A 22,407-nucleotide genomic window follows, 5' to 3' on the forward strand; every position below is an offset into this window, starting at 1 on the left:
ATCCGGATAATTGGCTTAGTTCCAAAATTATATTTCGGAGAAATCGAAAGATGCTGCTCGACAATCTGGCCCTGTTCCTTCTGATCGTCGAAAAGGGCGGGCTTTCCGCCGCCGGCCGCGAGAAGGGGTTGTCGCCAGCCTCGGTGTCCGAGCGGTTGGCTGCACTGGAAGCGCACTATGGCGCTGCACTTCTGAAACGGACGACGCGGGCGATCAGCCTGACGGAGGAGGGGCGTCTGCTGGTGGACGGTGCCCGCCGGTTGCTGGCGGAGGCCGACGAACTGGAAAGCGGCATCCGTTCGGGCACGCGCACGATCTCCGGCCCGATCCGGCTGAGTGCGCCTGAGGATATGGGGCGGCGCTATATCGTGCCGATCCTCGACCGGTTTCTCGCCGAGCACCCCGACGTGACGGTCGATCTCAATCTCACCGACGGTTACCTCGACCTGGTCGGCCAGGGCATGGATTTCGCAATCCGCCACGGCGTGCTTGCCGACAGCACGCTGCGGTCTCGGCCGCTCGGGGAGAACCGGCGCGTGGTGTGTGCGGCGCCGGCCTACCTCGAAGCCGTGGGGCGACCGGAGCATCCCGACGATCTCTCCCGTCACGACTGCATCATCATGCGCTTCGGCGCCAATCTCGATCGCGAATGGGCCTTTCAGGTAGACGGCAAGCCGCACAGGGTGATGGTGCGCGGCCGGCGCGTCGCCAATGACGGTGGACTGGTGGCGCAGTGGTGCCGCGACGGCCACGGCATCGCCTTGAAATCGGTATGGGACATCGCCGAAGACCTTGCCTCCGGCGCCCTCATCGAGCTGCTTTCAGAGTTTGCGGTCGGCGAAACCGGGCTTCAGATCGTCTATCCGCCGCTGAGCGTGCAGCCGCGCCGGGTACGGCTGTTGATCGAGCGCATCGCAACTGATCTGGGTGCCGTCGAACAGATGCTGGCGGCAAAACGTGCCTAGACCGGCCGGTGGCTGGATCGCCGAGCGTTTCGACTATTCGGCCTTTTTCCTCTGCGTGGCCGAGGTTTCGCCGGCTGCAGTGCCGCTGCTGGCGATCCTGTTGCGACGGCCGAAGACGCGGCCGATGCTGGCTGGATGTCCTCAGCGCTGGATCACACGCAGGTAGAGAATCGGCTGCCCGTCCCGAACGAGGGCGACGCCCTCATTGCCATGGAGCACGGCCCGGTGCCTGCTGCGGCACAACCACAGAGAATCTCCGGCCGCCATCGCGTCCAGCAGCGGTGAGAGCAGGACGTGTGGGGCGGGAGCCCACTCAAGGAATTTCGGGGCGCCGAATTCGCGCTCAATCTTCTGGGCGATCCAGTCGCCGAAGCCTTCTGGCGTGGTTTCCTGCACCAGTTCGACGTCGTCCGGGTTGCAATCCAGTCTGGTCATGTCACTGCTGCTTCCGAAGGTTTGCGATCTGAGACGACCCTATTCGACGACTTCTTGTTCTGGAACTGACGGCGATAGCTCGCCGGCGAAATGGAAAACGCCCGGGTGAAATGCTGGCGGAGCGAGACGGTGGAGCCGAAGCCGGCCATGTCTGCGATGTGATCGACGGAACAGGAACCGGTTTCGAGCAGGCGTTGCGCCACCGCGAGACGCTGCGCCAGCAGCCATTGCGTGAAGGTCGTTCCGGTCTTCTTGCGGAAATGACGGGTGAAGCTGCGCAGGCTCATGCCGGCGTGGTCGGCGAGGCGCTCGAGCGACAGCGGCTCGTCGAGATGTTCGATCGCCCAGGCGATCGTCGCTCCGAGCGGGTCGCCGCTGCCGGGGGAGGGGAGCGGCGCTTCGATATATTGCGCCTGGTCGCCCTGGCGGTGCGGTGCGACGACCAGCCGGCGGGCGATGCGGTTGGCGATCTCGGCCCCATGGTCGTTGCGCACGATGTGCAGGCAGCAGTCGATCGCCGCCGCCGTACCTGCTGATGTCAGGATATCGCCCTCGTCGAGATAGAGCGCGTTCCGATTCAGCGCGACTTGCGGGTAGGCGCGTTCGAATTCATCGGCCCAGGCCCAGTGTGTCGAGGCTGCTCGCCCATCGAGCAGGCCGGCTTCGGCGAGCACGAAGGTGCCGAGACAGAGACCAACAAGCCGGGCGCCACGGGCGTGGGCCACGCGCAAAGCGTCGAGCAGCCTTTTCGACGGGCGGCGGCCGGGATCATCCCAGGCCGGCACGACGATCGTATCCGCCCCCGCGAGGCTCGCGAGATCGTGCTCCACCGCGATGCTGAAGCCGGACATGGTGCGGATGGAACCGGTCTTCTCTCCGGCAATCAGCAGGCGGTAACGCGGCGCGCCGAGCTTCAGGAGGTCGTCGCCGAAGACGATGCAGGGCACCGAGAGGTGAAACGGGCTGATACCCTCAAAGGCGACGATGGCGATGGTGTGCACGTTCTGGCCGATACTCATTCACTCAACTTGGCCGGAACCTATCATATATTGTCGTTCAGGCCACTTTCGCGTTGAGCCCGCTTTGACGATCTTCGCGAGCGTCGAAACGCGAAAGGAACCTCCCATGACACAACATCCGACCATACGTACGATTGCCGGTGCCGCTGCCCCCGCCAGCCTAGATCCCAGGAGGACGGCGCTGCTGGCGATCGACTTCCAGAACGAGTATTTTGCCGGCCGCATGCCGATCCCCGATGGCGAAAAGGCGCTCGCCAATGCAAAGCGGCTGATCGCCCGCGCCGATACGGAGGGCATGAAGGTCTATCATATCAAGCATGTCACACCGGCCGGCAGCCCTGTGTTTGCCGAGGATAGCGAGACCTCGGCGTTTCACCGGGACATTCAGCCGGCTGCGAACCATTCGGTGGTGCGCAAATCGTCGGTCAGCGTCTTTGCGAGCACGGATATCAGCATCCAGTTGAAGCAGGCGGGCGTCGAAACACTCGTGATGTCAGGCCTGATGACCCACGCCTGCGTGGCCGGCGCGGCACGCGATGCCGTACCGCTCGGCTTCAACGTCATCGTCGCTTCGGACGCCTGCGCGACGCGCGATCTCGATACGGGGGATGGCGAAGTCGTTGCGCATGCGCTGCTGCATCGCGCATCTTTGGCGACGATCGATGACAGCTTCGGCGATATCCTGACGACCGATCAGGTTCTGGCGCTGCCGCGCCGGTCCTGATTGTTGGGCGTCTGCCTGGACGGGCTTTTCCGAAGGGTCGCAGTCCGGGAAATTGCTGGTCGACGTCGATTAGGCCGAACCGCGCAGCATGATCTCGGCGCTCAGGAGAATGCGCTCGTCCTCGGGGAAGGCGCCGCCGTCGTCGGTGGTTTCCCCGAGCTTGAACAGCAGCAGCTCGATCGCCAGCCGGCCGATCTCGTTATAGTTCTGCGCCACCGTCGTCAGCGGCGGGCAGGTGTAGCGCGACAGCGGGTGGTCGTCGTGGCCGGCGACACGCAGATCCGCGTCGGCATCGCGCCCGACCTTGAGGCCCGACTGGAAGGCGGCGGCGATAACGCCGAAGGCGACGCGGTCGTTGGCGCAGAGCACCGTCTTCGTCGGAAAACCGCCGGCGCCGAGGATCCGCAGCGTCTCGTCGAAGCCGAATTTTTCGAAATCCCAGGCGGCGTTTGGTGTGGTTTCGACCAGCGCCGGCTCCATCTTCAGCTGCTGCATCGCCTCCAGATAGGCGTCGCGCCGGGCGATCGCGTTGTTGTTGACCGGTGGCATGCCGAAGTAGCAGGGCGGACTGCCGGACCGGCAGAGATAATCGACCATCAGGCGGAAACTCTGGCGGTTGTCGGTGCCGACGAAGGACGAGCTGTCGTCGAGTGGCGAGTCCACGTAGATCAGCGGAATGCTGGCGCCGAGCGTTGTCAGCGTCTTGTGGTGCGACTGCACGCCGAGCGGCGCGATGATCGCGCCGGCGACGTTCATCGACTTGAAGGTTTCGATCGCCCGTTCCTCCATCTCCGGCCGCCCGTCGGAGGAGAGCACGAAGGCGAGGAAACCCGCCTGGTTGGCGATGTGCTCGATCCGGCGCGTCAGCGCCATGTAGAACGGGTCGGTCGAGTTCGGAACGATGACGCCGAGGATGTTGGTGCGGCGGCGGTTGAGGTTGACGGCGAAGATGTTCGGGCGAAAACCCGACTGCTTGATCGCCGCCTCGATGGCATCGCGGGTCTTCTTGCGGACCGAGCCTGGATCATTGAAGTATTTCGAGACCGTCGGGCGCGACAGGCCGACGAACTCCGAAAAATCCTCCATGGTCTTGATCTGTCTGTCCACGGTCGCTGTGCCCCATATTGTTTTGATTTCGTTTATAGGTTCATTTCGAGGGGATAGGCAGTACCGGCTCGCAAATATTCACCGAACATCCGACCTGCCGCTAAGCGCGGCAGGCCATGAAATAATCCTCGAGAACCCGGTCGACGGCAGCAAGTGCCAGCGGTTTTGCTTGAGCGGCCACCTTGCCGTCGCGCACCCGCTCGTAACTGCCGGGGAGATACTGGCTGATCAGCGTTTCCGGGATGGTGACGCCATCGAGCAGCGCCAGAAGTTCTTCGACCGCTGCTGCGACCTTCGGATGCGGCCAGTAATAGCGGATGCGGTCACTATAGGAAAAATGCCGCTGCAGTCGCTGGGCATCCGCCGAGCCGTGGTAATACTTGCCCCAGTTGGCCGGCTCCTCGCGCATCACGTCCTCGGTGACCGCCGTCAGCGTCTGCTTGCGGGCGTCCGGAAACAGGAAGGCGGCGATCTGGTCGAGGCCGTAAAGCGCCTCGCGCAGCGCGAAGGTCAGGCCCGGGCCGACTTTCAATATGGCAAAGCCGTCCGAGACGAGATCGCGCAGCGCCTCCGGCGTCTGGTAGTCGGTCGAATGCGCCTCGAAGACGACGCCGTCGAGCTGTTTCAGGCTGGCGCTGAGCTTTGCGGCTTTCGCCCTGTCATAGGCGATGACGTTCTCGTTGCCGAACTCGACGCCCGGCTGGACCACTGCGCCGACGACACGTCCGAAGGCGTCGGCAGCACCGGCTTTCTCGAAAGCCTGGCGATGGATCGATACAGTCTCGATCGCCGCCTCGGGGGCGGTGACTTCCAGCGTGTCGAGTTCTTCCAGCGCGCCGCCCGGAACCGGCACTTCGGTGCCGATGATATAAACGGGGGCGGTGCCATCCTCGCCGCGAAGGGCAGCTTCGGCGGCGGCGGCCAGACGCGCGGCGCGCTCCGCAGTCACGGCATCGGGCAGCGCCACCGGCTCGCCGGCGCAGCCCATGCTGGTGTCCAGATGCAGCTTGGTGAAGCCAGCGTTGGCATAGGCTTCGATCATCGTCTCGGCCTTGGCCATGGCCTCTTCGGCCGGCAGGTGCTTCCACGGGTTCGGGCCCAGATGGTCGCCGCCAAGGATGATCTTTTCCTTCGGGAAGGCGACACGATCGGCGATCTCGGCGACGAAGCGAGTGAAGTCGGCGGGCGTCATGCCGGTATAGCCGCCGTCCTGGTTGACCTGGTTGCAGGTCGCCTCGATCAGGAGCGCCGCGTCCTCCTTGAGTGCCCGCAGCATGGCGGCTTCGATCACCAGCGGGTGGGCGGAGCAGACGGAGGGAATGCCACGCGGGCCGGGGCGTTCGGACCAGCGGGCGATGTCGATCAGAAGGTTCTGTTGCATGGCGGTCAGCCCTTTTTCGCGGTGATGAAGGTTTCGAGATCGGCGCGCGTCGAGGCGCCTTCCATCGGGCCGGAGATCATGACGGCGCGCGCGCCCGAGGCATTGGCGAATTCCAGCGCTTCAGCGGGTTTGGCTCCGTTCAGCCAGAAGGTGACGAAGGTCGCACCGAAGCAGTCGCCGGCGCCGGTCGGGTCGACTTCCTCGACGGCAAAGCCCGGATGCGAAAACGTCGTTTCACGATCGAAATAGCTCGCGCCCTCGGCGCCGCGCTTGACGACGACGGCCTTGATGCCGGCGGCGAGCAGTTCCGCAACGGCTTCCGCCTCGGTCTTTGCCTGCGTGAACAGGAAGAGTTCCTGTCCGCTCGGCAGGAAGAGGTCGGTCTTGGAAAGCACCGTCTGCAGCGCCTCGCGCATGCCCGGGCTGTCGAGGATTTCCGGCCGCAGGTTCGGATCGAAAGAGACGGTGCCGCCGGCCGATTTGACGATCTCGATTGCGGCGATGATGCTCTCGACCACGCTCGGGGCGTAGAGCGACGAGCCCATTACGTGCAGGTGGCTGCAGGTTCTGACAAGCGCCCGGGTTGCCTCATCGAGCCTGATCGTTCCGCAGGCGCTGTGGCGGATGTTGAAGACGAAGGCGCGGCTGCCGTCGGTCCGGTAGCGCACGAAGGCGCTGCCGGTGGTGCCGAGCGGATCGACCGCTATGCCCGAGATATCGACGCCGTCGGCCTTCAACCGGTCGAGGTTGACGTGGCCGAAATCGTCGTTGCCGACGCGCGAGATCATGGCCGCTGCCTGGCCGAGCTTGCCGACCTGGTCGATGAAGATCGCCGGCGCGCCCGACGGGTAGGGACCGATCAAAGGGGTCGCCTGGCGAAAGCCGTCGCCCTTTTCGGTGGCGATGATCTCCACGAGGATTTCGCCGATCGTCAGTATCTTGTGCATGGGAATGTTCTCTTCGGAAAGATCAGCGTTTTGCCTGCTTGGCGCGCACGTCGAGCCAGACGGCGATCAGGATCACCAGGCCCTTGACGATGAGCTGGTAGAAGTAGGGGACCGACAGCATGTTCATGCCGTTGTTCATGACGCCGATGATGAGGGCGCCGATCAGCGTGCCGACCATGGTGCCGACGCCGCCGGCAAGGGAGGTGCCGCCAAGCACGGCAGCCGCGATCGCGTCGAGCTCGTAGCTCATGCCGGCATTCGTCTGGGCGGAGAACAGGCGAGAGGACAGAAGCACGCCGCTGATTGCCGCCATGACGCCGGAGATCATGAAGATGGTGATCTTCAGCCGGTCGACCTTGATGCCGGAATAGACCGCCGCTTCGCGGTTGCCGCCCGTCAGATAGGCGCGGCGGCCGAAACTCGTCTTGCTCAAAAGGATGTGGTTGACGAGGAAGAGCACGGCGACGACCCAGATGATGATGGGCAGGCCAAGGAAGCTCTCGGTGCCGATCGCAGTCCAGGTCGAATTCTCGATCATCGCCGGCGCGCCGTTGGTCGGCAGGCTGACCATGCCGCGGTAGATGCCCATGGTCGCGACGGTGACGATGAAGGAGGGCAAAAGCAGCTTTGCCGTCAGCACGCCGTTCAGCATGCCCATCAGGGCGCCGGCGAGAAGCGTGACGACCAGCGCCGGCGCGAAGCCGAGGCCGAAGGCGAAACATTGCGCCCCGACCATGCCGGCGACCGCAATGATCGAGCCGACCGAAAGGTCGATTTCACCGAGCAGGATCACCCAGGTCATGCCGAAGGCGGCGATCGCCACCACGGCTACCTGCTGCAGGATGTTCATGAAGTTGACGACCGACATGAAGCGCGGGTTGAGGAAGGAGAAGATGACGCAGAGCATCACCAGCGACAAAAGGATGCCGCCATACTGTTTCAGGGCACGCAGGAAGGCGGCCTGGACTTCGGATTGCTGTGTCATGATTGGAATCCCGTTGCGTGCGCCATGATCGTTTCCGGGTTGAGGTCGGCACTGGTGAGCGTTGCGCCGATGACGCCTTCGTGCATGACGACAACACGGTCGCTCATTCCCAGAACCTCCGGCAGCTCGGAGGAGATCAGCAGGATCGCCGTTCCCTCGGCCGCCAGCTGGCGGATGATCTTGTAGATTTCGAACTTGGCGCCGACATCGACGCCGCGGGTCGGCTCGTCGAGGATCAGCACCTTGGGCTTCGTCAGCAGCCACTTGGCGAGCACGATCTTTTGCTGGTTACCGCCGCTCAAGGAGCCGGAGGGCGTATCGAGCGAGTGGGTCTTGATCGCCAGTCGGCCGACTTCCTGGGCTGCCGCCGTGCGTTCGGCGCGGCTGCGGGTGAAGCCGAGCGGGCTGGTGAAGTCGGAAAGGGCGGCCATCGAGATGTTCCAGCCGACACTGTGGCTGAGCACGAGGCCTTCTTCCTTGCGGTTTTCGGTAACGAAGCCGATGCCGCGGGCAATCGCCTCTGCCGGTGAGCGGAAGCGGACCGGTTGCCCTTCGAAGCGCACGGTGCCGGTCGCAGTCTTCATGCCGAACAGCGCGTTCATCACCTCCGAGCGGCCGGAACCGACCAGTCCGAAGAAGCCGAGGATTTCCCCGGGCCGGATGTCGAAGGAGATGTCCTCGAATTCGCCGTCGCGGGTCAGGCCATCGACGGCCAGAACCGGCGTGGCCTTCGCCTTCTGCTCGTGCGCCGGCGGCGGATAGATTTCGTCCATGCGGCGGCCGACCATCAGCGCGATGAGCGCCTCGATGGTGACGTCGTCACGGTCATGGGTGGAGACATATTCCCCGTCGCGGATGACGGTGATGTCGTCGCTGAGCCGCATGATCTCTTCCATGCGGTGCGAGATGTAGATGACGGCGACGCCGCGGCTCTTCAGCCGCCCGATGATCTCGAACAGGATCTCGGCCTCGCTGTCGCTGAGCGACGACGTCGGCTCGTCGAGAATGACAACCTTGGCCTCGTGGCTGAGGCCCTTGGCGATCTCGACCAGCTGGCGCTGGGCGATCGAGAGATTGCCGACCTTCTCGCTGACGTCGATCGGCAGGCCGAGATCGGCGACGATCGCGCGGGCCCGGGCGACCAGTTCCTTTTCGTTGATGAAGCCGAAGCGACGCGGCTCGCGGGTGGCGAGAATGTTCTCGGCCACCGTCAGGTTGCTGCAGAGGCTGAGTTCCTGGAAGACGATGGCAAGCCCGAGGGCGGCGGCATCCTGCGGGTTGCGGGGCTGGTAGGGGCGTCCGTCGAGTGCGATTTCACCCGAGGTCGCCGCGTGCACGCCGGCAAGGATTTTCATCAGCGTCGATTTGCCGGCGCCGTTTTCGCCGAGCAGCGTGTGCACCCGGCCGCGCCGGACCTTGAGGCGCATGCCCTTCAGTGCCGCGACCTGGCCGAAGGATTTGGTGACGTTGTCGATTTCGAGAATGGTATCGCTGGTCGAACCAAACATGGCGGCCTCCTTCAGGTCAGCCGAGAGCAGCGCCTCCGGCCAGAGGACGGAAACGGACCCTGATGGGTGCCGCCGCCCCTGAGGTGAGGCGGCGGCTGTCCTGGGAGGACTTACTTCGCGGTGTAGACGCCCGGAACGATCGGCTGTTCGGCCGGGACGGTTTCGCCGGCGGCAACCTTGACGGCGGTGTCGACGGCCTGCTTGCCCATCTGGTCCGGGAACTGCTGGATGACGCCGACCATGACCGGGTTGGTATCGACGGCGTCGCGGGCTTCCTTCATGCCGTCAAAGCCGATGACCTTGACCTGGGATTCCAGACCAGCAGCCTTGACCGCGACGGCGGCGGCAAGCGCCGCATCGTCGCCGAAGCCGAAGATGCCGGTGATATCGGGATTGGCCTGCAGCATGTTCTGGGCCGCGGCCAGCGCTTCGGCGCGGGTAATGCCGGTCTGGATCGCGACGATCTCCATGTCGGGATGCTTGGCGATCGCTTCCTTGAAGCCGTTGACGCGGTTCACCACCGACTGGACCGTCGGGTAGTCGATGACGGCGACCTTGCCCTTGTTGTCGAGGACCTTGGCCATCAGCTCGCCGGCCTTGACGCCGCCGGTGAAGTTGTCGGTACCGATATGCGAGGTCACGGTCGCGCCGTTGGCCGGAACGTCGACGGTGATCACCTTGATGCCGGCCTTCTCGGCCTTCTCGATCGCGGCGCGTACGCCCTGGCTGTCGACCGGCGAGATGACGATGACGTCGACGCCCTTGACGATGAAGTCTTCGACGTCCGCGAGCTGCTTGTTGAGATCCTGATTGGCGATCGAGACCTCGAGCTTGACGTTCTTGGCTTCAGCTTCGGCTTTCATCGCGTCGGCGAGCTCGATGTAGAACGGATGCTGCTGGGTCAGAAGCGACGCGCCGATGCCATCGGCAAGAGCCGCGGAGGCAAGGAGCGACAGCGCCGTGCCGGCGACGAGAGATTTCAGAATGCGGGATATGTTCATGGTTTCCTCCCTGGAAACGGCGCGGGCCTTCTTGTGTCTCAGCCAAGCTGGCGAGGCCCTCCCATCGCCGTCTTGGTGAGGTCGTAAAAACCACAAAAGTTTTCGCGCGTCAACTTTTAAAAATACACGAACAAAATATTTGAAACGTAGTGTGGAAATTTTTAGGTTGCAGTGGTCGCCTTTCAGTCCCTTTGCGGGTGGCTTGTCTTTCCACCGGGCTGCGCCAGATTGCGTGATAGACGACAAGGGAGACGAGCCATGGCTGAGGCCAATAGGACGGCGCTGGTCCGAATTCTCGGGCGGGTGCAAGGCGTTAGCTTCAGGGTCTGGACGCGCGACGAGGCGCGCAGGCTCGGTCTTGTGGGATGGGTTCGAAACGAAGCGAATGGCTCGGTGGCTGCGTTGATCAGCGGCCCGGAGGCGGCGGTCACCCTCATGCTAGAGCGCCTGCATGACGGCCCGCCGGGTGCATCGGTTTCGAAGGTCGTTGCCGAATTTGTCGACCCGCCCGAGCACATCGGTGATTTTCGCATCACCAGATAGGTCGGGATCGGTTTCTGGTACCGGGTGGCGTTAGCCCACCGAGGCCGCTGCCGGCCGGCCATAGGCGCGCAGGAACGTCTTTACCGCCCTACGGGCGCTGATCTCCAGGTCTTCTTCGCTCGGCGTTTCACCGAAGAGCCCGCCCATCTGCAGGTCCGCCTTGATCAGCGCGATGAACTGGCGCGCTGCGAGGTCGAAGTCGTCGATGTCGAGCGGTGCGACGTGGGCAAGGCGCGCAAACAGCGCCGCCAGCGCCCGGTCGGTCTTGCCCGGTCCCTGCTCCCGCCAGAACTGGAACAGGTGCGGATAGCGGTTGCCCTCGGTCGAGATCAGCTTCTGGATGAACTTGGCGTCCTGGTTGCAATTGCAGTTCTTGTTGAGGCGCACGGCAAATTCAGCCAGGTCTTCCTCGAGATTGTCGGCGTTTTCGGGAAAGGTCGCGAGGATGGAGAAAAGCACGCCGTTCACGCGATCCATGATGTCCTGGATCACCGCCATGAACAGCGTCTCTTTCTCGCGGTAGTGATTGTAGATGGTCTGGCGCGAGACCCCGGCAACGACTGCGATCTCGTCGATGCTGGCGCCGGAAAAGCCTTCCCGACAGAAAACATCGGCCGCGGCCTCCAGGATCGAGAGGCGTTTCGCGAATTGCCCTTTCTGCGGGCGAGCGTCAGCCGAGGCCAAATCAAATTTCTTCATGGACCGAAGATAGGCCCCATTGACGATTTAGACAATACTGTCTAATTTTACACATGTGTCCAAATTAATGGACGAAATGGTCAGCGCAGGATGCGGTTCCCCAACGCTCTATCCTGGCACGACGATGTCTTTGAGTTTCAATCCCGGCGGCAGCGGTTCGGCTGGCGCGATTTCTGAAAGTTCATTGCCATGACAACGTCCTTCCTTCGCACGGCGATCGTGCTCGGCCTGATCTCGGCGATCGGCCCCTTTGCAATCGACATGTACCTGCCGGCCCTGCCGTCGATCGGCAAGGATCTGGCGGCCGAAAATGGCGTCGTGCAGCTCAGCCTGCTGGCCTTCTTCATCTCCTTTGCCATCTCGCAGCTGATCTATGGGCCGCTCTCCGATATCTGGGGCCGCAAGGCGCCGCTCTACCTCGGCATCGGCCTCTTCACCGTCGCCAGCATCGGCTGCGCGCTTTCGACCGACATCGAAACCCTGATTGCCTTCCGCTTCCTGCAGGGCATCGGTGGTGCCGCCGGCATGGTCATCCCGCGCGCCGTGGTGCGCGACATGCACACCGGCGTTCAGGCGGCGCGGCTGATGTCGATGCTGATGCTCGTTTTCAGCATTTCGCCGATCCTCGCGCCGCTCGCCGGCAGCGCCGTCATCGGCTTCTACGGCTGGCGCGGCGTGTTCTATGCGGTGACCATTGCCGCCTTCATTGGCCTGATCCTGCTGTCGACGCAATTGCAGGAAACCCGGCCGAAGAAGGACCGTGCCGACAGCAGCCTTTCAAGCGCGCTTGCCGCCTATCGCCTGCTTCTGTCCGACCGCAACTTCCTGACGCTGACGTTCATTGGCGGCCTCGGCATTTCCGGCTTCCTCGTCTATCTCGCCAATTCGCCCTTCGTCTTGATCGACCACTACGGCCTGACGCCGACGCAGTACAGCATCGCGTTTTCGATGAACGCCGTGTCGTTCTTCGCCGTGTCGCAGGCGACCGGCTGGCTCGGCGAGCGTTTCGGTCTCGTCCGCGTGATGCAGATTGCCGTCAGTGCGTTCGCGCTGACCATGGTCACGATGTTTGTCGTCATGAGCCTTGGCTTCAACCAGTTGCCCGTCATGGCCGCGTTCCTCTTCGTCGGCTACGGCGTGCTCGGCCTTGTCATACCGACCTCGGCGGTGCTGGCGCTCGAAGACCATGGCGAGATCGCGGGTACAGCGTCTGCACTGATGGGCACGCTGCACTTCGTCACCGCGGCTGTGGCGATGATCATCGCCAGCCTGTTCTTCGACGGCACGGCGCTGCCGATGGCCGGCGCGATTGCCGCCTGCGCGCTCGCCGCGTTCCTGCTGACGCGGGCCACGATCGGCCGCAGCCGGGTGGTCGCGGCGGAATAGGGGCTGTTATTGCTGAACCAAAAGGCCGGCGAGGTTGTTCCTCGCCGGCCTTTTGTTTTCAGGTGTGACCGGATGGGCTGTCTTTAAAAATCCCAGTCTTCGTCCTCGGTCGCGACCGCCTTGCCAATGACGTAGGAAGAGCCGGAGCCGGAGAAGAAGTCGTGGTTCTCGTCGGCGTTCGGCGAAAGGGCGGAGAGGATAGCGGGATTGACCTTGCAGGCTTCCGCCGGGAACAGCGCCTCGTAGCCGAGGTTCATCAGCGCCTTATTGGCGTTGTAGTGCAGGAACTTCTTCACGTCTTCGGTGAGCCCGACGCCATCATAAAGCGCCTCGGTGTATTTCGCCTCGTTGTCATAGAGTTCGAGCAGCAGGTCGAAGGCGAAATCCTTGATCTCCTGGCGGCGCTCCTCGCTCAGACGCTCCAAAGCGCGCTGGAATTTGTAGCCGATATAGTAGCCATGCACCGCCTCGTCGCGAATGATGAGGCGGATCATGTCGGCGGTGTTGGTGAGCTTGGCGCGGCTCGACCAGTACATCGGCAGGTAGAAGCCGGAATAAAACAGGAAGCTCTCGAGAAAGACGCTGGCGACCTTCTTCTTCAAGGGATCGCCGGAGGAATACTCCGCCATGATCAGCGCCGACTTCTTCTGCAGGAACTCGTTTTCCTCCGACCAGCGATAGGCGTCGTCGACGTCAGGCGTCAGGCAGAGCGTCGAGAAGATCGAGGAATAGGAGCGCGCGTGCACCGCCTCCATGAAGGAGATGTTGGAAAGCACCGCCTCCTCGTGCGGCGTGGCCGCATCCTCCATCAGTCTGACGGCGCCGACGCCGTTCTGGATCGTGTCGAGCAAGGTGAGGCCGGTGAAGACGCGGATCGTCAGCGTCTGCTCCTCGGATTTAAGCGTCGCCCAGGAGGAAATGTCGTTGGAGAGCGGCACTTTTTCCGGCAGCCAGAAATTGCCGGTGAGCCGGTTCCAGACCTCCAGGTCCTTGTCGTCCTCGATGCGGTTCCAGTTGATGGCGCGGATGCGGCTTGCGGGTTTGGTGTGCATGTTCATCGGTTTGCCTTTTTGGGTCGTGTCAGCCCCTCATCCACGCGGTGAGGGAATTGCCCCTCATCCGCCTGCCGGCACCTTCTCCCCGCGCGCGGGGAGAAGGTGCGAGCCGCACCGTCCTAACGCATCCATCAGCGTTTCGTGGGGCACGTCCCCTCTCCCCGCGAGCGGGGAGAGGGCTAGGGTGAGGGGCACTTGATGGGAACGCGGCGTTAAAGCGCGCAGGAAACGCAGCCTTGGACCTGCGTGCCCTCGAGCGCCATCTGGCGAAGGCGGATGTAGTAGATGGTCTTGATGCCCTTCTTCCAGGCGTGGATCTGGGCGCGGTTGATGTCGCGGGTCGTCGCCGTGTCGCGGAAGAACAGCGTCAGCGACAGGCCCTGGTCGACGTGCTGGGTGGCCGCCGCATAGGTGTCGATGATCTTCTCCGGGCCGATCTCGTAGGCGTCCTGGTAGTATTCGAGATTGTCGTTGGTCATGAAGGCGGCCGGGTAGTAGACGCGGCCGATCTTGCCTTCCTTGCGGATCTCGATCTTCGAGACGATCGGGTGGATCGAGGAGGTCGAGTGGTTGATGTAGGAGATCGAGCCCGTCGGCGGCACGGCCTGGAGGTTCTGGTTGTAGAGACCTCCTTCCATCACTGCCCGTTTCAGTTCCAACCAGTCTTCCTGGGTCGGGATGACAATGCCGGCTTCCTCGAACAGCGCCTTCACCTTTTCGGTCGCCGGCAGCCATTCGGCCTGGGTGTATTTGTCGAAATAGTCGCCAGAGGCGTATTTCGAATTTTCGAAGCCGGCGAAGCTCTTGCCTTTTTCGACCGCCAGCCGGTTCGATGCGCGGATGGCGTGGTAGGTCACCGTGTAGAAATAGATGTTGGTGAAATCGATGCCTTCTTCGGAGCCGTAGAAAATGCGCTCGCGCGCGAGATAGCCGTGCAGGTTCATCTGCCCGAGGCCGATCGCGTGGCTGTCGTCGTTGCCCTTTTCGATCGAGGGTACGGACGAGATGTGGCTCATTTCGGAGACGGCTGTCAGTGCCCGGATCGAGGTCTCGATCGTCTGGCCGAAATCCGGGCTGTCCATGGCAGCGGCGATGTTCAGCGAGCCGAGGTTGCAGGAGATGTCCTTGCCCATGTGCTTGTAGGAGAGATCGTCGTTGAATTCGCTCGCCTCGCTCACCTGCAGGATCTCCGAGCAGAGGTTGCTCATGGTGATGCGGCCGGCAATCGGGTTTGCCCGGTTCACCGTGTCCTCGAACATGATGTAGGGATAGCCGCTCTCGAACTGGATCTCGGCGATGATCTGGAAGAAGTCGCGCGCCTTGATCTTGCGCTTGCGGATGCGGGCATCCTCCACCATCTCGCGATACTTCTCCGTCACCGAGATTTCGGTGAGCGGCACGCCATAGACCTGCTCCACGTCATAGGGCGAGAACAGGTACATGTCCTCGTTGTTGCGAGCGAGCTCGAAGGTGATGTCGGGGATGACGACGCCGAGCGACAGCGTCTTGATGCGGATCTTCTCGTCGGCATTTTCGCGCTTGGTATCGAGGAAGCGCATGATGTCGGGGTGGTGGGCATGCAGGTAGACAGCGCCCGCGCCCTGGCGCGCGCCAAGCTGGTTGGCGTAGGAGAAACTATCCTCGAGCAGCTTCATGACCGGGATGACGCCGGATGACTGGTTCTCGATCTGCTTGATCGGAGCGCCCATCTCGCGGATGTTGGTGAGCGACAGCGCCACGCCGCCGCCGCGCTTGGAAAGCTGTAGCGCCGAATTGATGGCGCGGCCGATGCTCTCCATGTTGTCCTCGATCCTCAGCAGAAAGCAGGAGACGAGCTCGCCACGGCTCTTTTTGCCGGCATTGAGGAAGGTCGGCGTCGCCGGCTGGAAACGGCCGGAAATGATCTCGTCGACGAGATCGCGGGCAAGCGCCTCGTTGCCGCGCGCCAAGGCCATCGCCACCATGCAGACGCGGTCTTCGTAGCGTTCCAGGTAGCGCTTTCCGTCGAAGGTTTTGAGCGTATAGGACGTGTAATATTTGAAGGCGCCGAGGAAGGTCGGGAAACGGAACTTCTTCGAATAGGCGTGGTCGTAGAGATCGCGCACGAAGTTGAACGAATACTGGTCCAGCACTTCCTGCTCGTAGTAGCCCTCGGTCACCAGGTAATCGAGCTTTTCCCGCAGGTTATGGAAGAAGACCGTGTTCTGGTTGACGTGCTGGAGGAAGTATTGCTTCGCCGCCTGCCGGTCCTTGTCGAGCTGGATCTTCCCCTCCTCGTCGTAGAGGTTCAGCATCGCGTTCAGCGCGTGGTAATCCAGCGCCGCTTCCGTCGCCTTCAAGGGGCGTTCGAGTGTTGTGACGTCCAAAATCGTTCCATCCCGTTTTTGACATTGGCGACGTCCTCGTCGGTTCCGAGCAGCTCGAACCGGTAGAGAAAGGGCACCCGGCATTTGGCCGAGATCACGTCGCCGGCGATCCCGTAGGTCGCGCCGAAATTGCTGTTGCCCGCTGCGATCACGCCGCGGATGTGAGAGCGGTTGCCCGCGTCGTTCAGGAAGCGGATCACCTGTTTCGGCACGGCACCTCGGCCATCGTCGCCGCAATAGGTCGGCACGACGAGCACATAGGGCTCCGAGACCGTAAGCGCATCTTTACCCTCCTTGAGCGGTATGCGGGCTGTGCGAAGGCCGAGTTTCTCAACGAAGCGATGGGTGTTTTCCGAGCGGCTGGAAAAATAGACGATCAGCCCCATTGCTTCTCTCCCTCAGGAAAGCGCGCTGATCATGTCTGGGCGGAACCCCGCCCAATGCCGTTCGCCGGCGACGACCACTGGAACCTGCCGGTAGCCGAGACCCTGCACGAGCGCGAAACCGTCGGAATCCTCGGAGATATCGACGATGCGATAATCGATGCCCTGACGGTCGAGCGCGCGGGTGGTGGCGGTGCATTGGACGCAGGCGGGTTTGCTGTAGACGGTGATCGACATGGGTTCCTCGTGAGGGTCTGGCAAATGAGCGCAAAAAATCGGCGGGTCGCGCGAACGCGAACCGTGGGCTTGGCGATCGGGCACGAAACATCGCTCCCCGGTCGCTTCGACCGGAGTTGACGTCGTCAAGCTGGCCCAAGGTCGGTTACGCAACCGGGCCGGCTCGTTTTGCTCGGGCGCTCAGGAATTCCGCGGATGCGGGTTTTCAGGGCGCGGCCTTTCGATCAGGCGCGCAACAACGCGCACCCGTCCGCAGAAGGTGGATCTGAACTGGAAGAAACTGACATGACTTCACCCCGAAGCTTTCGACAGGCTGCCGGGGAGACGTCGAGACGATCCGGCAGGCTCATCCTGCCGCAATGCACCCAACCCCTCCGGACACCCCGCCCGTGGACGTTTGTTGCTCGAGGCAGGTCTCCTGGCTTACGGGTCAAAGCTTCCATCCCGACCTTCCCGAGGCCTCATGCCTCAGTGGTCCAATTCCGGACAGTTGCTCGCCGTCTACAGTTGCGGGGGCAGCTACGGCATAACCTTGGGCGGAAACCCGCCGGCGCACCGTATTCCCGTCTTAGCTCCCAATCCTTGCGAATCGGAAGAACCTCGAACACTAGATATAGTAGTTCATCGCAAATCTGCGTCAATAGGTTCTATATGCTGAAGGCGGGAGTGCAGAGGTCTTTTCTTTTTCGGTGTGGATAACGGGGAGTAAATGGCGGCGCGCAATCAATCCTGTGGATCGGGGGCGCCATGAGCGGCGCCCCCGGCTTGCTCAGGCGGCGAAGGCCGCAACTGGGCGGTTGCGGCTGTCGACAGCCACCATCACGAAAGTTCCGGTGACGGTCAGCACGCGCACGCCGCTGAGCAGTTCTTCCGACCAGAGCTCGACGTCTATCGTTGTGGAACTGCGTCCGGTCCGGGTGACGCGCGCCAGCGTATCGACGATCGTTCCGGCGGCGACACGCCGCTTGAAATCGCTACTGCAGGAGGCGAGCACCATCGCTTTGCCGGTCAGCCGGGTCGCGGCGACGAAGGCCGCCTTCGTCATCCGGGCGAGTGCATCGCCGCCGAAGAGCGCGCCGGCGCTGTTGGTCTGGCCCGGAAAAACGATGTCGGTCATGCCGACGAAATCCGCCGCGGGCACCACCGGCGCGGGCTCGGCGAGCGGCGGAAGGCGCCAGTCGGCACCTTTGTCCTGCGGCATCCCAACCATGGTGAACTGTCCGCGTGAGCAAAGATCGCGGCCGCCGGTCGCAAGGTCTTCGGCCACCATCTCGACGTCGACGACCATCGAGCGTCGCCCCACGCGCACCGGGCGGCCAGAGAAACTGACGATCTGGCCGATGCGGGCGGGTGCGCGAAAGTCGATCCGGTCGCAGGAGGCGGTGACGAAGGGAACGCGGCCGTGGCGGGTGGCGACGATGAAGGCGATCCGGTCCATCAGCGCCAATGCGGCACCCCCAAAGAGGGTGCCGTGATGATTGGTGTCGCCGGGAAAGACGATATCGACGAGGGTCTGTGGCGCCGGGGTTTCCCCCGACGCCGCTTCCGGGTGGTCCGTCATGCGCGAAGCGCCTTGTAGGGATCATCCGCGAAGGCCTGGCGCAGGGCGCGCGCCGCCGCCACCATGTTGACAAGCGCTGGCCGGGTTTCCTCCCAGCGCCGGGTCTTCAGCCCGCAATCCGGGTTGACCCAGATCTGCGCCGGCGTCAGCCCTTCGGTCGCGCGCTCGATGAGGTGCACCATTTCATCCACCGCCGGTACGCGCGGCGAATGGATATCGTAGACGCCCGGGCCGATCTCGTTCGGATAGGCCCTTCCGGTGAACGCGCCGAGCAGTTCCATCTTCGATCGCGACGTCTCGATCGAAATCACGTCGGCATCCATCGCCGCGATCGCCGGCATGATGTCGTTGAACTCCGAGTAGCACATGTGGGTGTGGATCTGGGTGGCGTCGCCGACGCCGGCGGCGCTGAGGCGGAAGCACTCCACCGCCCAGTCGAGATAGGCCTTGCGGTCGGCGGCCTTGAGCGGCAGGCCCTCGCGCAGCGCCGGCTCGTCGATCTGGATGATGGCGATGCCCGATGCCTCGAGGTCCCTGACTTCGTCGCTGAGCGCCAGCGCGATCTGCCGGCACACCACCGACCGCGGCAGGTCGTCGCGCACGAAGGACCATTGCAGCATGGTGACCGGACCCGTCAGCATGCCCTTGACCGGGCGATCGGTCAGCGACTGCGCAAAGGCCGCCCATTCGACAGTCATCGGGTTTGGCCGGGAAACGTCGCCGAAGATGATCGGCGGGCGCACGTAGCGCGAACCGTAGCTCTGTACCCAGCCACTTCGGGTAAAGGCGTAGCCCGAGAGCTGCTCGCCGAAATACTGCACCATGTCGTTGCGTTCGAACTCGCCGTGTACCAGCACGTCGATGCCGATCTCCTCCTGCCAGCGCACCGCCTGCTCGGTTTCCCGGCGCAGATACGCGGTGTAGTCGACATAGCTGAGTTCGCCCTTGGCATGCAGGGAACGGGCCTGCCGTACTTCCGGTGTCTGCGGGAAGGAGCCGATCGTCGTCGTCGGGAAAAGCGGCAACGGCAGCGCGTCCGCCTGGAGCGCGCGACGGGCCGGGAAGGGAGACCGGCGCTCGCTGTCGGCTGCCGTCAGCGCCTTCAGTCGCCCGGCAACAAGTGGATCATGGATCCTGAGCGACGTCAGCCGCGCCTTGGCTGCTTCGATCGAGGCCGCAAAGACCTTTTCCGGGCTGGCAAGCCCCGGCTCGAAGGCACGGGCGAGAAGGCTTAATTCATTGAGCTTCTGCACGGCGAAAGCGAGCCACGAGGCAAGCTCCGGGTCGAGCGCCTTTTCCATGCCGAGGTCGACGGGCACATGCAGGAGCGAGCACGAGGGCGCAAGCTCGATCCGGTCGCGGCCATGGGCAGAGACCAGCGGCTGCAGGCGGCGGAACAGGCCGGCAAGATCCGTCCTCCAGACGTTGCGGCCGTCGATGATGCCGAGCGACAGCACCCGGTCAGCCGGAGCGGACTGGATGAGGACCTCGATCTGCTGCGGCGCGCGCACGAGATCGACATGCAGGCCCGCGATCGGCAGCGCCAGGGCGCTCACCATATTTTCGCCGATCGAGCCGAAATAGGTCGCAAGCATGATCCGGAGCCCGGGAACCTTCGCCCGGAACGTATGATAGGCAAGGTCCAGGGCCTGCCTTTCCCGGTCGGTGAGATCGAGCACCAGACTAGGCTCGTCGATCTGAACCCAGTCGGCGCCGGCATTGGCAAGTTCGGTGAGCAGCTCGACGTAAACGGGAAGCAGGCGCTCGATCAGGTCGAGGGGATCGAAATCTCCGCCCTTCGCCTTGCCGAGCTTGAGGAAGGTCACCGGGCCAAGCAGGACCGGGCGGGTTCGATAGCCGAGGGCTCCGGCCTCGAGAAAGGCTTCGAGCGGCCGGTTATGCGTCAGCGCAAAGCGTTGATCCGCTTCGAATTCGGGCACCATGTAATGGTAGTTGGTATCGAACCACTTGGTCATCTCGAGTGCGGCGTTGCCGCCGTCACCCGCATGCGTGCAACCGGAAGCGCAGGGCGAACCCGTCGAGCCGCGCGCCATAGCAAAGTAAGTGTCGAGATCGACGGGACCGCCCTTCCAGCCATAGGCGGCCGGAACCGCACCGACGAGCACGGCAGTATCGAGCACGTGGTCGTAGAACGAGAAATCGTTCGAAGGGAGGATATCGATGCCGCGCGCCTTTTGCGCCGCCCAGTTTTCGGCCCGAAGCCGGCGGCCGACGTCGAAAAGGTCGTCACGGCTGATCTTGCCGGACCAGTAGCGTTCAAGCGCGAATTTCAGTTCGCGGTGGCGGCCGATGCGCGGGAAGCCGAGATTGGCAGTCTTGATGGTCATTTCCTTACCCCGAAGGTTGAAGGGCAAGGTTTGAATGCGACGCATCCGCGACGCGAGAAGGGTCCCGCGTCGTCAACGCGCCTCATCGGACACCCCGCCCGTGGACGTTGTTCATCGCGGCAGGTCTCCTGGCTTGCGGGTCAACGCGGACCGTTCCGTCTTCCCGAGGCGTCTTCCTCAGTGACATCATCGAACGGCCGCTCTCCGCCTACAGTTGCGGGGGCAGCTCCGGCCTTAGCGCTTGTCAGCGCCGCACCGAATTCCCTCTTAGCTCCGCCGCGCCGGATGGCGAGGCGCAGAACCACGATGCCGGGACAATGCCCTGCAATCGCTTGCTCGTCAATCGCATAAAGAAATGCTTATGTCTTTATTTTCTCCAGCCAGGGCGCGGGGCGAGACGCGGGCAATGCGCGGCCCTTCGCTGCAAACTGCTTTGGCGGCGGGTTGCACCGGCACGGGATCGGGCTCCTCCGGCCAGTGCCACGGATCCGCGGTGTCGCCGACGCGCGCACGGATATGTTCCTGGTCCCGCGTCAGGCCGATATCCCGGAGCTGGAACTCGTTGAACGTGTCGATGGCGACCGGAGCGCTGAGGGTCCTGTCTGCCCAATTCAGGACATGGTAAATCATTGATCGCATTGCGCTAAGCATTGCTATCCTCACTTCTCTACAAGGCGTGTGTTCGCGAAAAAAGTGAGGTTTTTTGCCGTTTCGCGCAAAGCGATTTCTCGCATGCTGGCATAAAGAATGCTTATCTCAGCGTCATGAGCAAGATTCCTCCTATGAGTGCAGTGCGCGCCTTCGAGGCCGCTGCCAGGCACCTGAGTTTCACCCGCGCCGCCGAAGAGCTCGGCATGACGCAGGCGGCCGTCAGCTACCAGATCCGGTTGTTGGAGGACCGCATCGGCGCGCCGCTCTTCGTCCGCCTTCCGCGCGAGGTGCGGCTGACCGGTGCCGGGCGGCAGCTGGCGCCAAAGGTAACCGAAGCGATCGATCTTTTAGGGGCGGCCTTCTCGGAGATTGCCGACAAGACCGAACATCACCTGCACATCTCGGTGCTGCCGACCGTCGTTTCGAGCTGGCTCGGCCAGCGGCTCGCCTCGTTCCAGACCGCGCATCCGAACATCAGCATAAGGGTGCACATGTCGACCGAACTCATCGATTTCAAGCGTGATGCCATCGATCTCGCGGTGCGCAGCGGCGCCGGCGACTGGCCGGGAAACGATGTCTTTCCCTTGTTTCCGCTCGATTACGTGCCGGTCTGCACGCCGTCCTTCCTGGAGAAACATCAACTCAAGGAGCCCGCCGACGTCTTGAGGATCCGGCGTTTCGGCAACGCCAACTGGTGGCGGCGCTGGATGATCGAAACCGGCGTCGAGCCGCCGGCGAGCAACGGTACCGAGCTGATCTTCGACGTCCAGGCGATGGATGTCGCCACAATCCTTTCGGATCACGGCATGGCGATTGCCGTCTCGACCTTCCTGATGGATGAACTGAAGAGCGGCAGGTTGATCCGGCCGTTCGAGCATGTGGTGCGCGACGGCCGCGCCTATTGGCTGGTCTATCCGCAAAGCACCAGGCGGCAGAAGAAGATCCAGGCTTTTCGCGACTGGGTCGTCGCCGAAGCAGACGCGTCGAATGCGATGCTTGCGACCGTCATGGAGCAATCCTGTCCGGCATCTATTCGGGGCGAGCTCGGTGCAAAGTGGTGAGTCTGGGGAAAGAAGACGCAGACGCATCCGGTGCGCGCGTGCCGG

The 22,407-nt window shown here is 63.1% G+C and carries 21 protein-coding genes and 2 riboswitches; of the genes, 5 read left to right on the top strand and 16 right to left on the bottom strand.

Going from position 1 to position 22,407, the window contains the following annotated elements:
• The first annotated feature begins 50 nt into the window (after positions 1–50).
• Positions 51–965 carry a LysR substrate-binding domain-containing protein gene (locus M2267_RS17045; protein WP_429115675.1) on the top strand — a complete coding sequence of 305 codons (915 nt, stop codon included), beginning with the start codon at positions 51–53 and terminating at the stop codon, positions 963–965.
• A gap of 141 nt (positions 966–1,106) precedes the next feature.
• On the opposite strand, the gene M2267_RS17050 is transcribed toward M2267_RS17045, so the two are convergent.
• Together M2267_RS17050 and M2267_RS17055 are read right to left on the bottom strand one after the other, a co-directional pair.
• Complete coding sequence (locus M2267_RS17050) at positions 1,107–1,400, bottom strand: hypothetical protein (RefSeq protein ID WP_429115677.1); 294 nt, start codon at positions 1,398–1,400, stop codon at positions 1,107–1,109.
• Positions 1,397–2,419, bottom strand: a complete 1,023-nt coding sequence (locus tag M2267_RS17055; RefSeq protein WP_429115678.1) for a GlxA family transcriptional regulator — start codon at positions 2,417–2,419, stop codon at positions 1,397–1,399. Before M2267_RS17055 ends, M2267_RS17050 begins: the two co-directional genes overlap by 4 nt.
• 106 nt (positions 2,420–2,525) lie before the next feature.
• On the opposite strand from M2267_RS17055, the gene M2267_RS17060 reads away from it, so the two are divergent.
• A complete protein-coding gene (locus tag M2267_RS17060; RefSeq protein ID WP_429115680.1) occupies positions 2,526–3,143 on the top strand; it encodes an isochorismatase family protein in 618 nt (205 codons plus the stop codon).
• 69 nt (positions 3,144–3,212) lie between these two features.
• Here M2267_RS17060 and M2267_RS17065 read toward each other — a convergent pair whose 3' ends face one another.
• From M2267_RS17065 to M2267_RS17090, 6 genes are all read right to left on the bottom strand, one after another.
• A complete protein-coding gene (locus tag M2267_RS17065) occupies positions 3,213–4,229 on the bottom strand; it encodes a LacI family DNA-binding transcriptional regulator (protein WP_043622652.1) in 1,017 nt (338 codons plus the stop codon).
• A 121-nt stretch (positions 4,230–4,350) separates the two neighbouring features.
• Positions 4,351–5,631, bottom strand: a complete 1,281-nt coding sequence (locus M2267_RS17070) for a D-tagatose-bisphosphate aldolase, class II, non-catalytic subunit (RefSeq protein WP_429115682.1) — start codon at positions 5,629–5,631, stop codon at positions 4,351–4,353.
• A 5-nt stretch (positions 5,632–5,636) separates the two neighbouring features.
• Complete coding sequence (locus tag M2267_RS17075; RefSeq protein WP_429115684.1) at positions 5,637–6,578, bottom strand: tagatose kinase; 942 nt, start codon at positions 6,576–6,578, stop codon at positions 5,637–5,639.
• A gap of 22 nt (positions 6,579–6,600) precedes the next feature.
• A complete protein-coding gene (locus M2267_RS17080; protein ID WP_043622580.1) occupies positions 6,601–7,563 on the bottom strand; it encodes an ABC transporter permease in 963 nt (320 codons plus the stop codon).
• Positions 7,560–9,071: a sugar ABC transporter ATP-binding protein gene (locus M2267_RS17085; RefSeq protein ID WP_429115685.1), complete on the bottom strand. Its 1,512-nt coding sequence runs from the start codon at positions 9,069–9,071 to the stop codon at positions 7,560–7,562. The genes M2267_RS17080 and M2267_RS17085 overlap by 4 nt, the downstream gene beginning before the upstream one ends.
• A gap of 110 nt (positions 9,072–9,181) precedes the next feature.
• Positions 9,182–10,072, bottom strand: a complete 891-nt coding sequence (locus M2267_RS17090) for a substrate-binding domain-containing protein (protein WP_429115687.1) — start codon at positions 10,070–10,072, stop codon at positions 9,182–9,184.
• A 258-nt stretch (positions 10,073–10,330) separates the two neighbouring features.
• Here M2267_RS17090 and M2267_RS17095 point away from each other — a divergent pair, with 258 nt between their 5' ends.
• Positions 10,331–10,615, top strand: a complete 285-nt coding sequence (locus M2267_RS17095; protein ID WP_429115689.1) for an acylphosphatase — start codon at positions 10,331–10,333, stop codon at positions 10,613–10,615.
• Positions 10,616–10,645: 30 nt separating this feature from the next.
• On the opposite strand, the gene M2267_RS17100 is transcribed toward M2267_RS17095, so the two are convergent.
• Complete coding sequence (locus M2267_RS17100; protein WP_429115690.1) at positions 10,646–11,314, bottom strand: TetR/AcrR family transcriptional regulator C-terminal domain-containing protein; 669 nt, start codon at positions 11,312–11,314, stop codon at positions 10,646–10,648.
• A 189-nt stretch (positions 11,315–11,503) separates the two neighbouring features.
• Between M2267_RS17100 and M2267_RS17105 the strand changes: the two genes are divergently transcribed.
• Positions 11,504–12,700: a multidrug effflux MFS transporter gene (locus M2267_RS17105; protein WP_429115692.1), complete on the top strand. Its 1,197-nt coding sequence runs from the start codon at positions 11,504–11,506 to the stop codon at positions 12,698–12,700.
• Between the two features lie 83 nt (positions 12,701–12,783).
• On the opposite strand, the gene nrdF is transcribed toward M2267_RS17105, so the two are convergent.
• From nrdF to M2267_RS17140, 7 genes are all read right to left on the bottom strand, one after another.
• Positions 12,784–13,758, bottom strand: coding sequence for a class 1b ribonucleoside-diphosphate reductase subunit beta (gene nrdF / locus M2267_RS17110; RefSeq protein ID WP_429115694.1), 975 nt, complete (start codon positions 13,756–13,758; stop codon positions 12,784–12,786).
• 209 nt (positions 13,759–13,967) lie between these two features.
• On the bottom strand, positions 13,968–16,121 hold the full coding sequence (gene nrdE / locus M2267_RS17115; RefSeq protein WP_429115695.1) for a class 1b ribonucleoside-diphosphate reductase subunit alpha: 2,154 nt from the start codon (positions 16,119–16,121) through the stop codon (positions 13,968–13,970).
• Positions 16,091–16,507 (bottom strand): class Ib ribonucleoside-diphosphate reductase assembly flavoprotein NrdI, encoded by a 417-nt coding sequence (gene nrdI / locus M2267_RS17120; RefSeq protein ID WP_429115697.1) that lies wholly within the window; start codon positions 16,505–16,507, stop codon positions 16,091–16,093. Before nrdI ends, nrdE begins: the two co-directional genes overlap by 31 nt.
• Positions 16,508–16,519: 12 nt before the next feature.
• Positions 16,520–16,741 carry a glutaredoxin-like protein NrdH gene (gene nrdH, locus M2267_RS17125; protein ID WP_192450207.1) on the bottom strand — a complete coding sequence of 74 codons (222 nt, stop codon included), beginning with the start codon at positions 16,739–16,741 and terminating at the stop codon, positions 16,520–16,522.
• A 391-nt stretch (positions 16,742–17,132) separates the two neighbouring features.
• Positions 17,133–17,359: riboswitch (cobalamin riboswitch) on the bottom strand.
• 151 nt (positions 17,360–17,510) lie between these two features.
• Positions 17,511–18,302, bottom strand: coding sequence for an acyl-CoA thioesterase (locus tag M2267_RS17130; RefSeq protein WP_429115699.1), 792 nt, complete (start codon positions 18,300–18,302; stop codon positions 17,511–17,513).
• The gene (gene metE / locus M2267_RS17135; protein ID WP_429115701.1) at positions 18,299–20,650 is read right to left on the bottom strand and encodes a 5-methyltetrahydropteroyltriglutamate--homocysteine S-methyltransferase; all 2,352 of its coding nucleotides are present in this window, start codon (positions 20,648–20,650) and stop codon (positions 18,299–18,301) included. The genes M2267_RS17130 and metE overlap by 4 nt, the downstream gene beginning before the upstream one ends.
• A 101-nt stretch (positions 20,651–20,751) precedes the next feature.
• Positions 20,752–20,971, bottom strand: a riboswitch (cobalamin riboswitch).
• Between the two features lie 18 nt (positions 20,972–20,989).
• Positions 20,990–21,280 (bottom strand): hypothetical protein, encoded by a 291-nt coding sequence (locus tag M2267_RS17140; protein ID WP_429115703.1) that lies wholly within the window; start codon positions 21,278–21,280, stop codon positions 20,990–20,992.
• Between the two features lie 152 nt (positions 21,281–21,432).
• Here M2267_RS17140 and M2267_RS17145 point away from each other — a divergent pair, with 152 nt between their 5' ends.
• On the top strand, positions 21,433–22,362 hold the full coding sequence (locus M2267_RS17145) for a LysR substrate-binding domain-containing protein (protein ID WP_429115705.1): 930 nt from the start codon (positions 21,433–21,435) through the stop codon (positions 22,360–22,362).
• The last annotated feature ends 45 nt before the right edge of the window (positions 22,363–22,407 follow it).

Source organism: Ensifer sp. KUDG1, from assembly GCF_050434285.1.
Taxonomy (GTDB): domain Bacteria; phylum Pseudomonadota; class Alphaproteobacteria; order Rhizobiales; family Rhizobiaceae; genus Ensifer.

What these genes read in the sequence shown, in the direction of transcription:
- M2267_RS17090 (WP_429115687.1), bottom strand. Translation starts at nt 10,072, where the DNA reads ATGAACATATCCCGCATTCTGAAATCTCTCGTCGCCGGCACGGCGCTG.
- nrdI (WP_429115697.1), bottom strand. Translation starts at nt 16,507, where the DNA reads ATGGGGCTGATCGTCTATTTTTCCAGCCGCTCGGAAAACACCCATCGC.
- M2267_RS17105 (WP_429115692.1), top strand. Translation starts at nt 11,504, where the DNA reads ATGACAACGTCCTTCCTTCGCACGGCGATCGTGCTCGGCCTGATCTCG.
- nrdH (WP_192450207.1), bottom strand. Translation starts at nt 16,741, where the DNA reads ATGTCGATCACCGTCTACAGCAAACCCGCCTGCGTCCAATGCACCGCC.
- M2267_RS17085 (WP_429115685.1), bottom strand. Translation starts at nt 9,071, where the DNA reads ATGTTTGGTTCGACCAGCGATACCATTCTCGAAATCGACAACGTCACC.
- M2267_RS17140 (WP_429115703.1), bottom strand. Translation starts at nt 21,280, where the DNA reads ATGATTTACCATGTCCTGAATTGGGCAGACAGGACCCTCAGCGCTCCG.
- M2267_RS17055 (WP_429115678.1), bottom strand. Translation starts at nt 2,419, where the DNA reads ATGAGTATCGGCCAGAACGTGCACACCATCGCCATCGTCGCCTTTGAG.
- M2267_RS17050 (WP_429115677.1), bottom strand. Translation starts at nt 1,400, where the DNA reads ATGACCAGACTGGATTGCAACCCGGACGACGTCGAACTGGTGCAGGAA.
- metE (WP_429115701.1), bottom strand. Translation starts at nt 20,650, where the DNA reads ATGACCATCAAGACTGCCAATCTCGGCTTCCCGCGCATCGGCCGCCAC.
- M2267_RS17070 (WP_429115682.1), bottom strand. Translation starts at nt 5,631, where the DNA reads ATGCAACAGAACCTTCTGATCGACATCGCCCGCTGGTCCGAACGCCCC.
- M2267_RS17095 (WP_429115689.1), top strand. Translation starts at nt 10,331, where the DNA reads ATGGCTGAGGCCAATAGGACGGCGCTGGTCCGAATTCTCGGGCGGGTG.
- M2267_RS17060 (WP_429115680.1), top strand. Translation starts at nt 2,526, where the DNA reads ATGACACAACATCCGACCATACGTACGATTGCCGGTGCCGCTGCCCCC.
- M2267_RS17075 (WP_429115684.1), bottom strand. Translation starts at nt 6,578, where the DNA reads ATGCACAAGATACTGACGATCGGCGAAATCCTCGTGGAGATCATCGCC.
- M2267_RS17145 (WP_429115705.1), top strand. Translation starts at nt 21,433, where the DNA reads ATGAGTGCAGTGCGCGCCTTCGAGGCCGCTGCCAGGCACCTGAGTTTC.
- M2267_RS17065 (WP_043622652.1), bottom strand. Translation starts at nt 4,229, where the DNA reads ATGGAGGATTTTTCGGAGTTCGTCGGCCTGTCGCGCCCGACGGTCTCG.
- M2267_RS17080 (WP_043622580.1), bottom strand. Translation starts at nt 7,563, where the DNA reads ATGACACAGCAATCCGAAGTCCAGGCCGCCTTCCTGCGTGCCCTGAAA.
- M2267_RS17045 (WP_429115675.1), top strand. Translation starts at nt 51, where the DNA reads ATGCTGCTCGACAATCTGGCCCTGTTCCTTCTGATCGTCGAAAAGGGC.
- M2267_RS17130 (WP_429115699.1), bottom strand. Translation starts at nt 18,302, where the DNA reads ATGACGGACCACCCGGAAGCGGCGTCGGGGGAAACCCCGGCGCCACAG.
- M2267_RS17100 (WP_429115690.1), bottom strand. Translation starts at nt 11,314, where the DNA reads ATGAAGAAATTTGATTTGGCCTCGGCTGACGCTCGCCCGCAGAAAGGG.
- nrdF (WP_429115694.1), bottom strand. Translation starts at nt 13,758, where the DNA reads ATGAACATGCACACCAAACCCGCAAGCCGCATCCGCGCCATCAACTGG.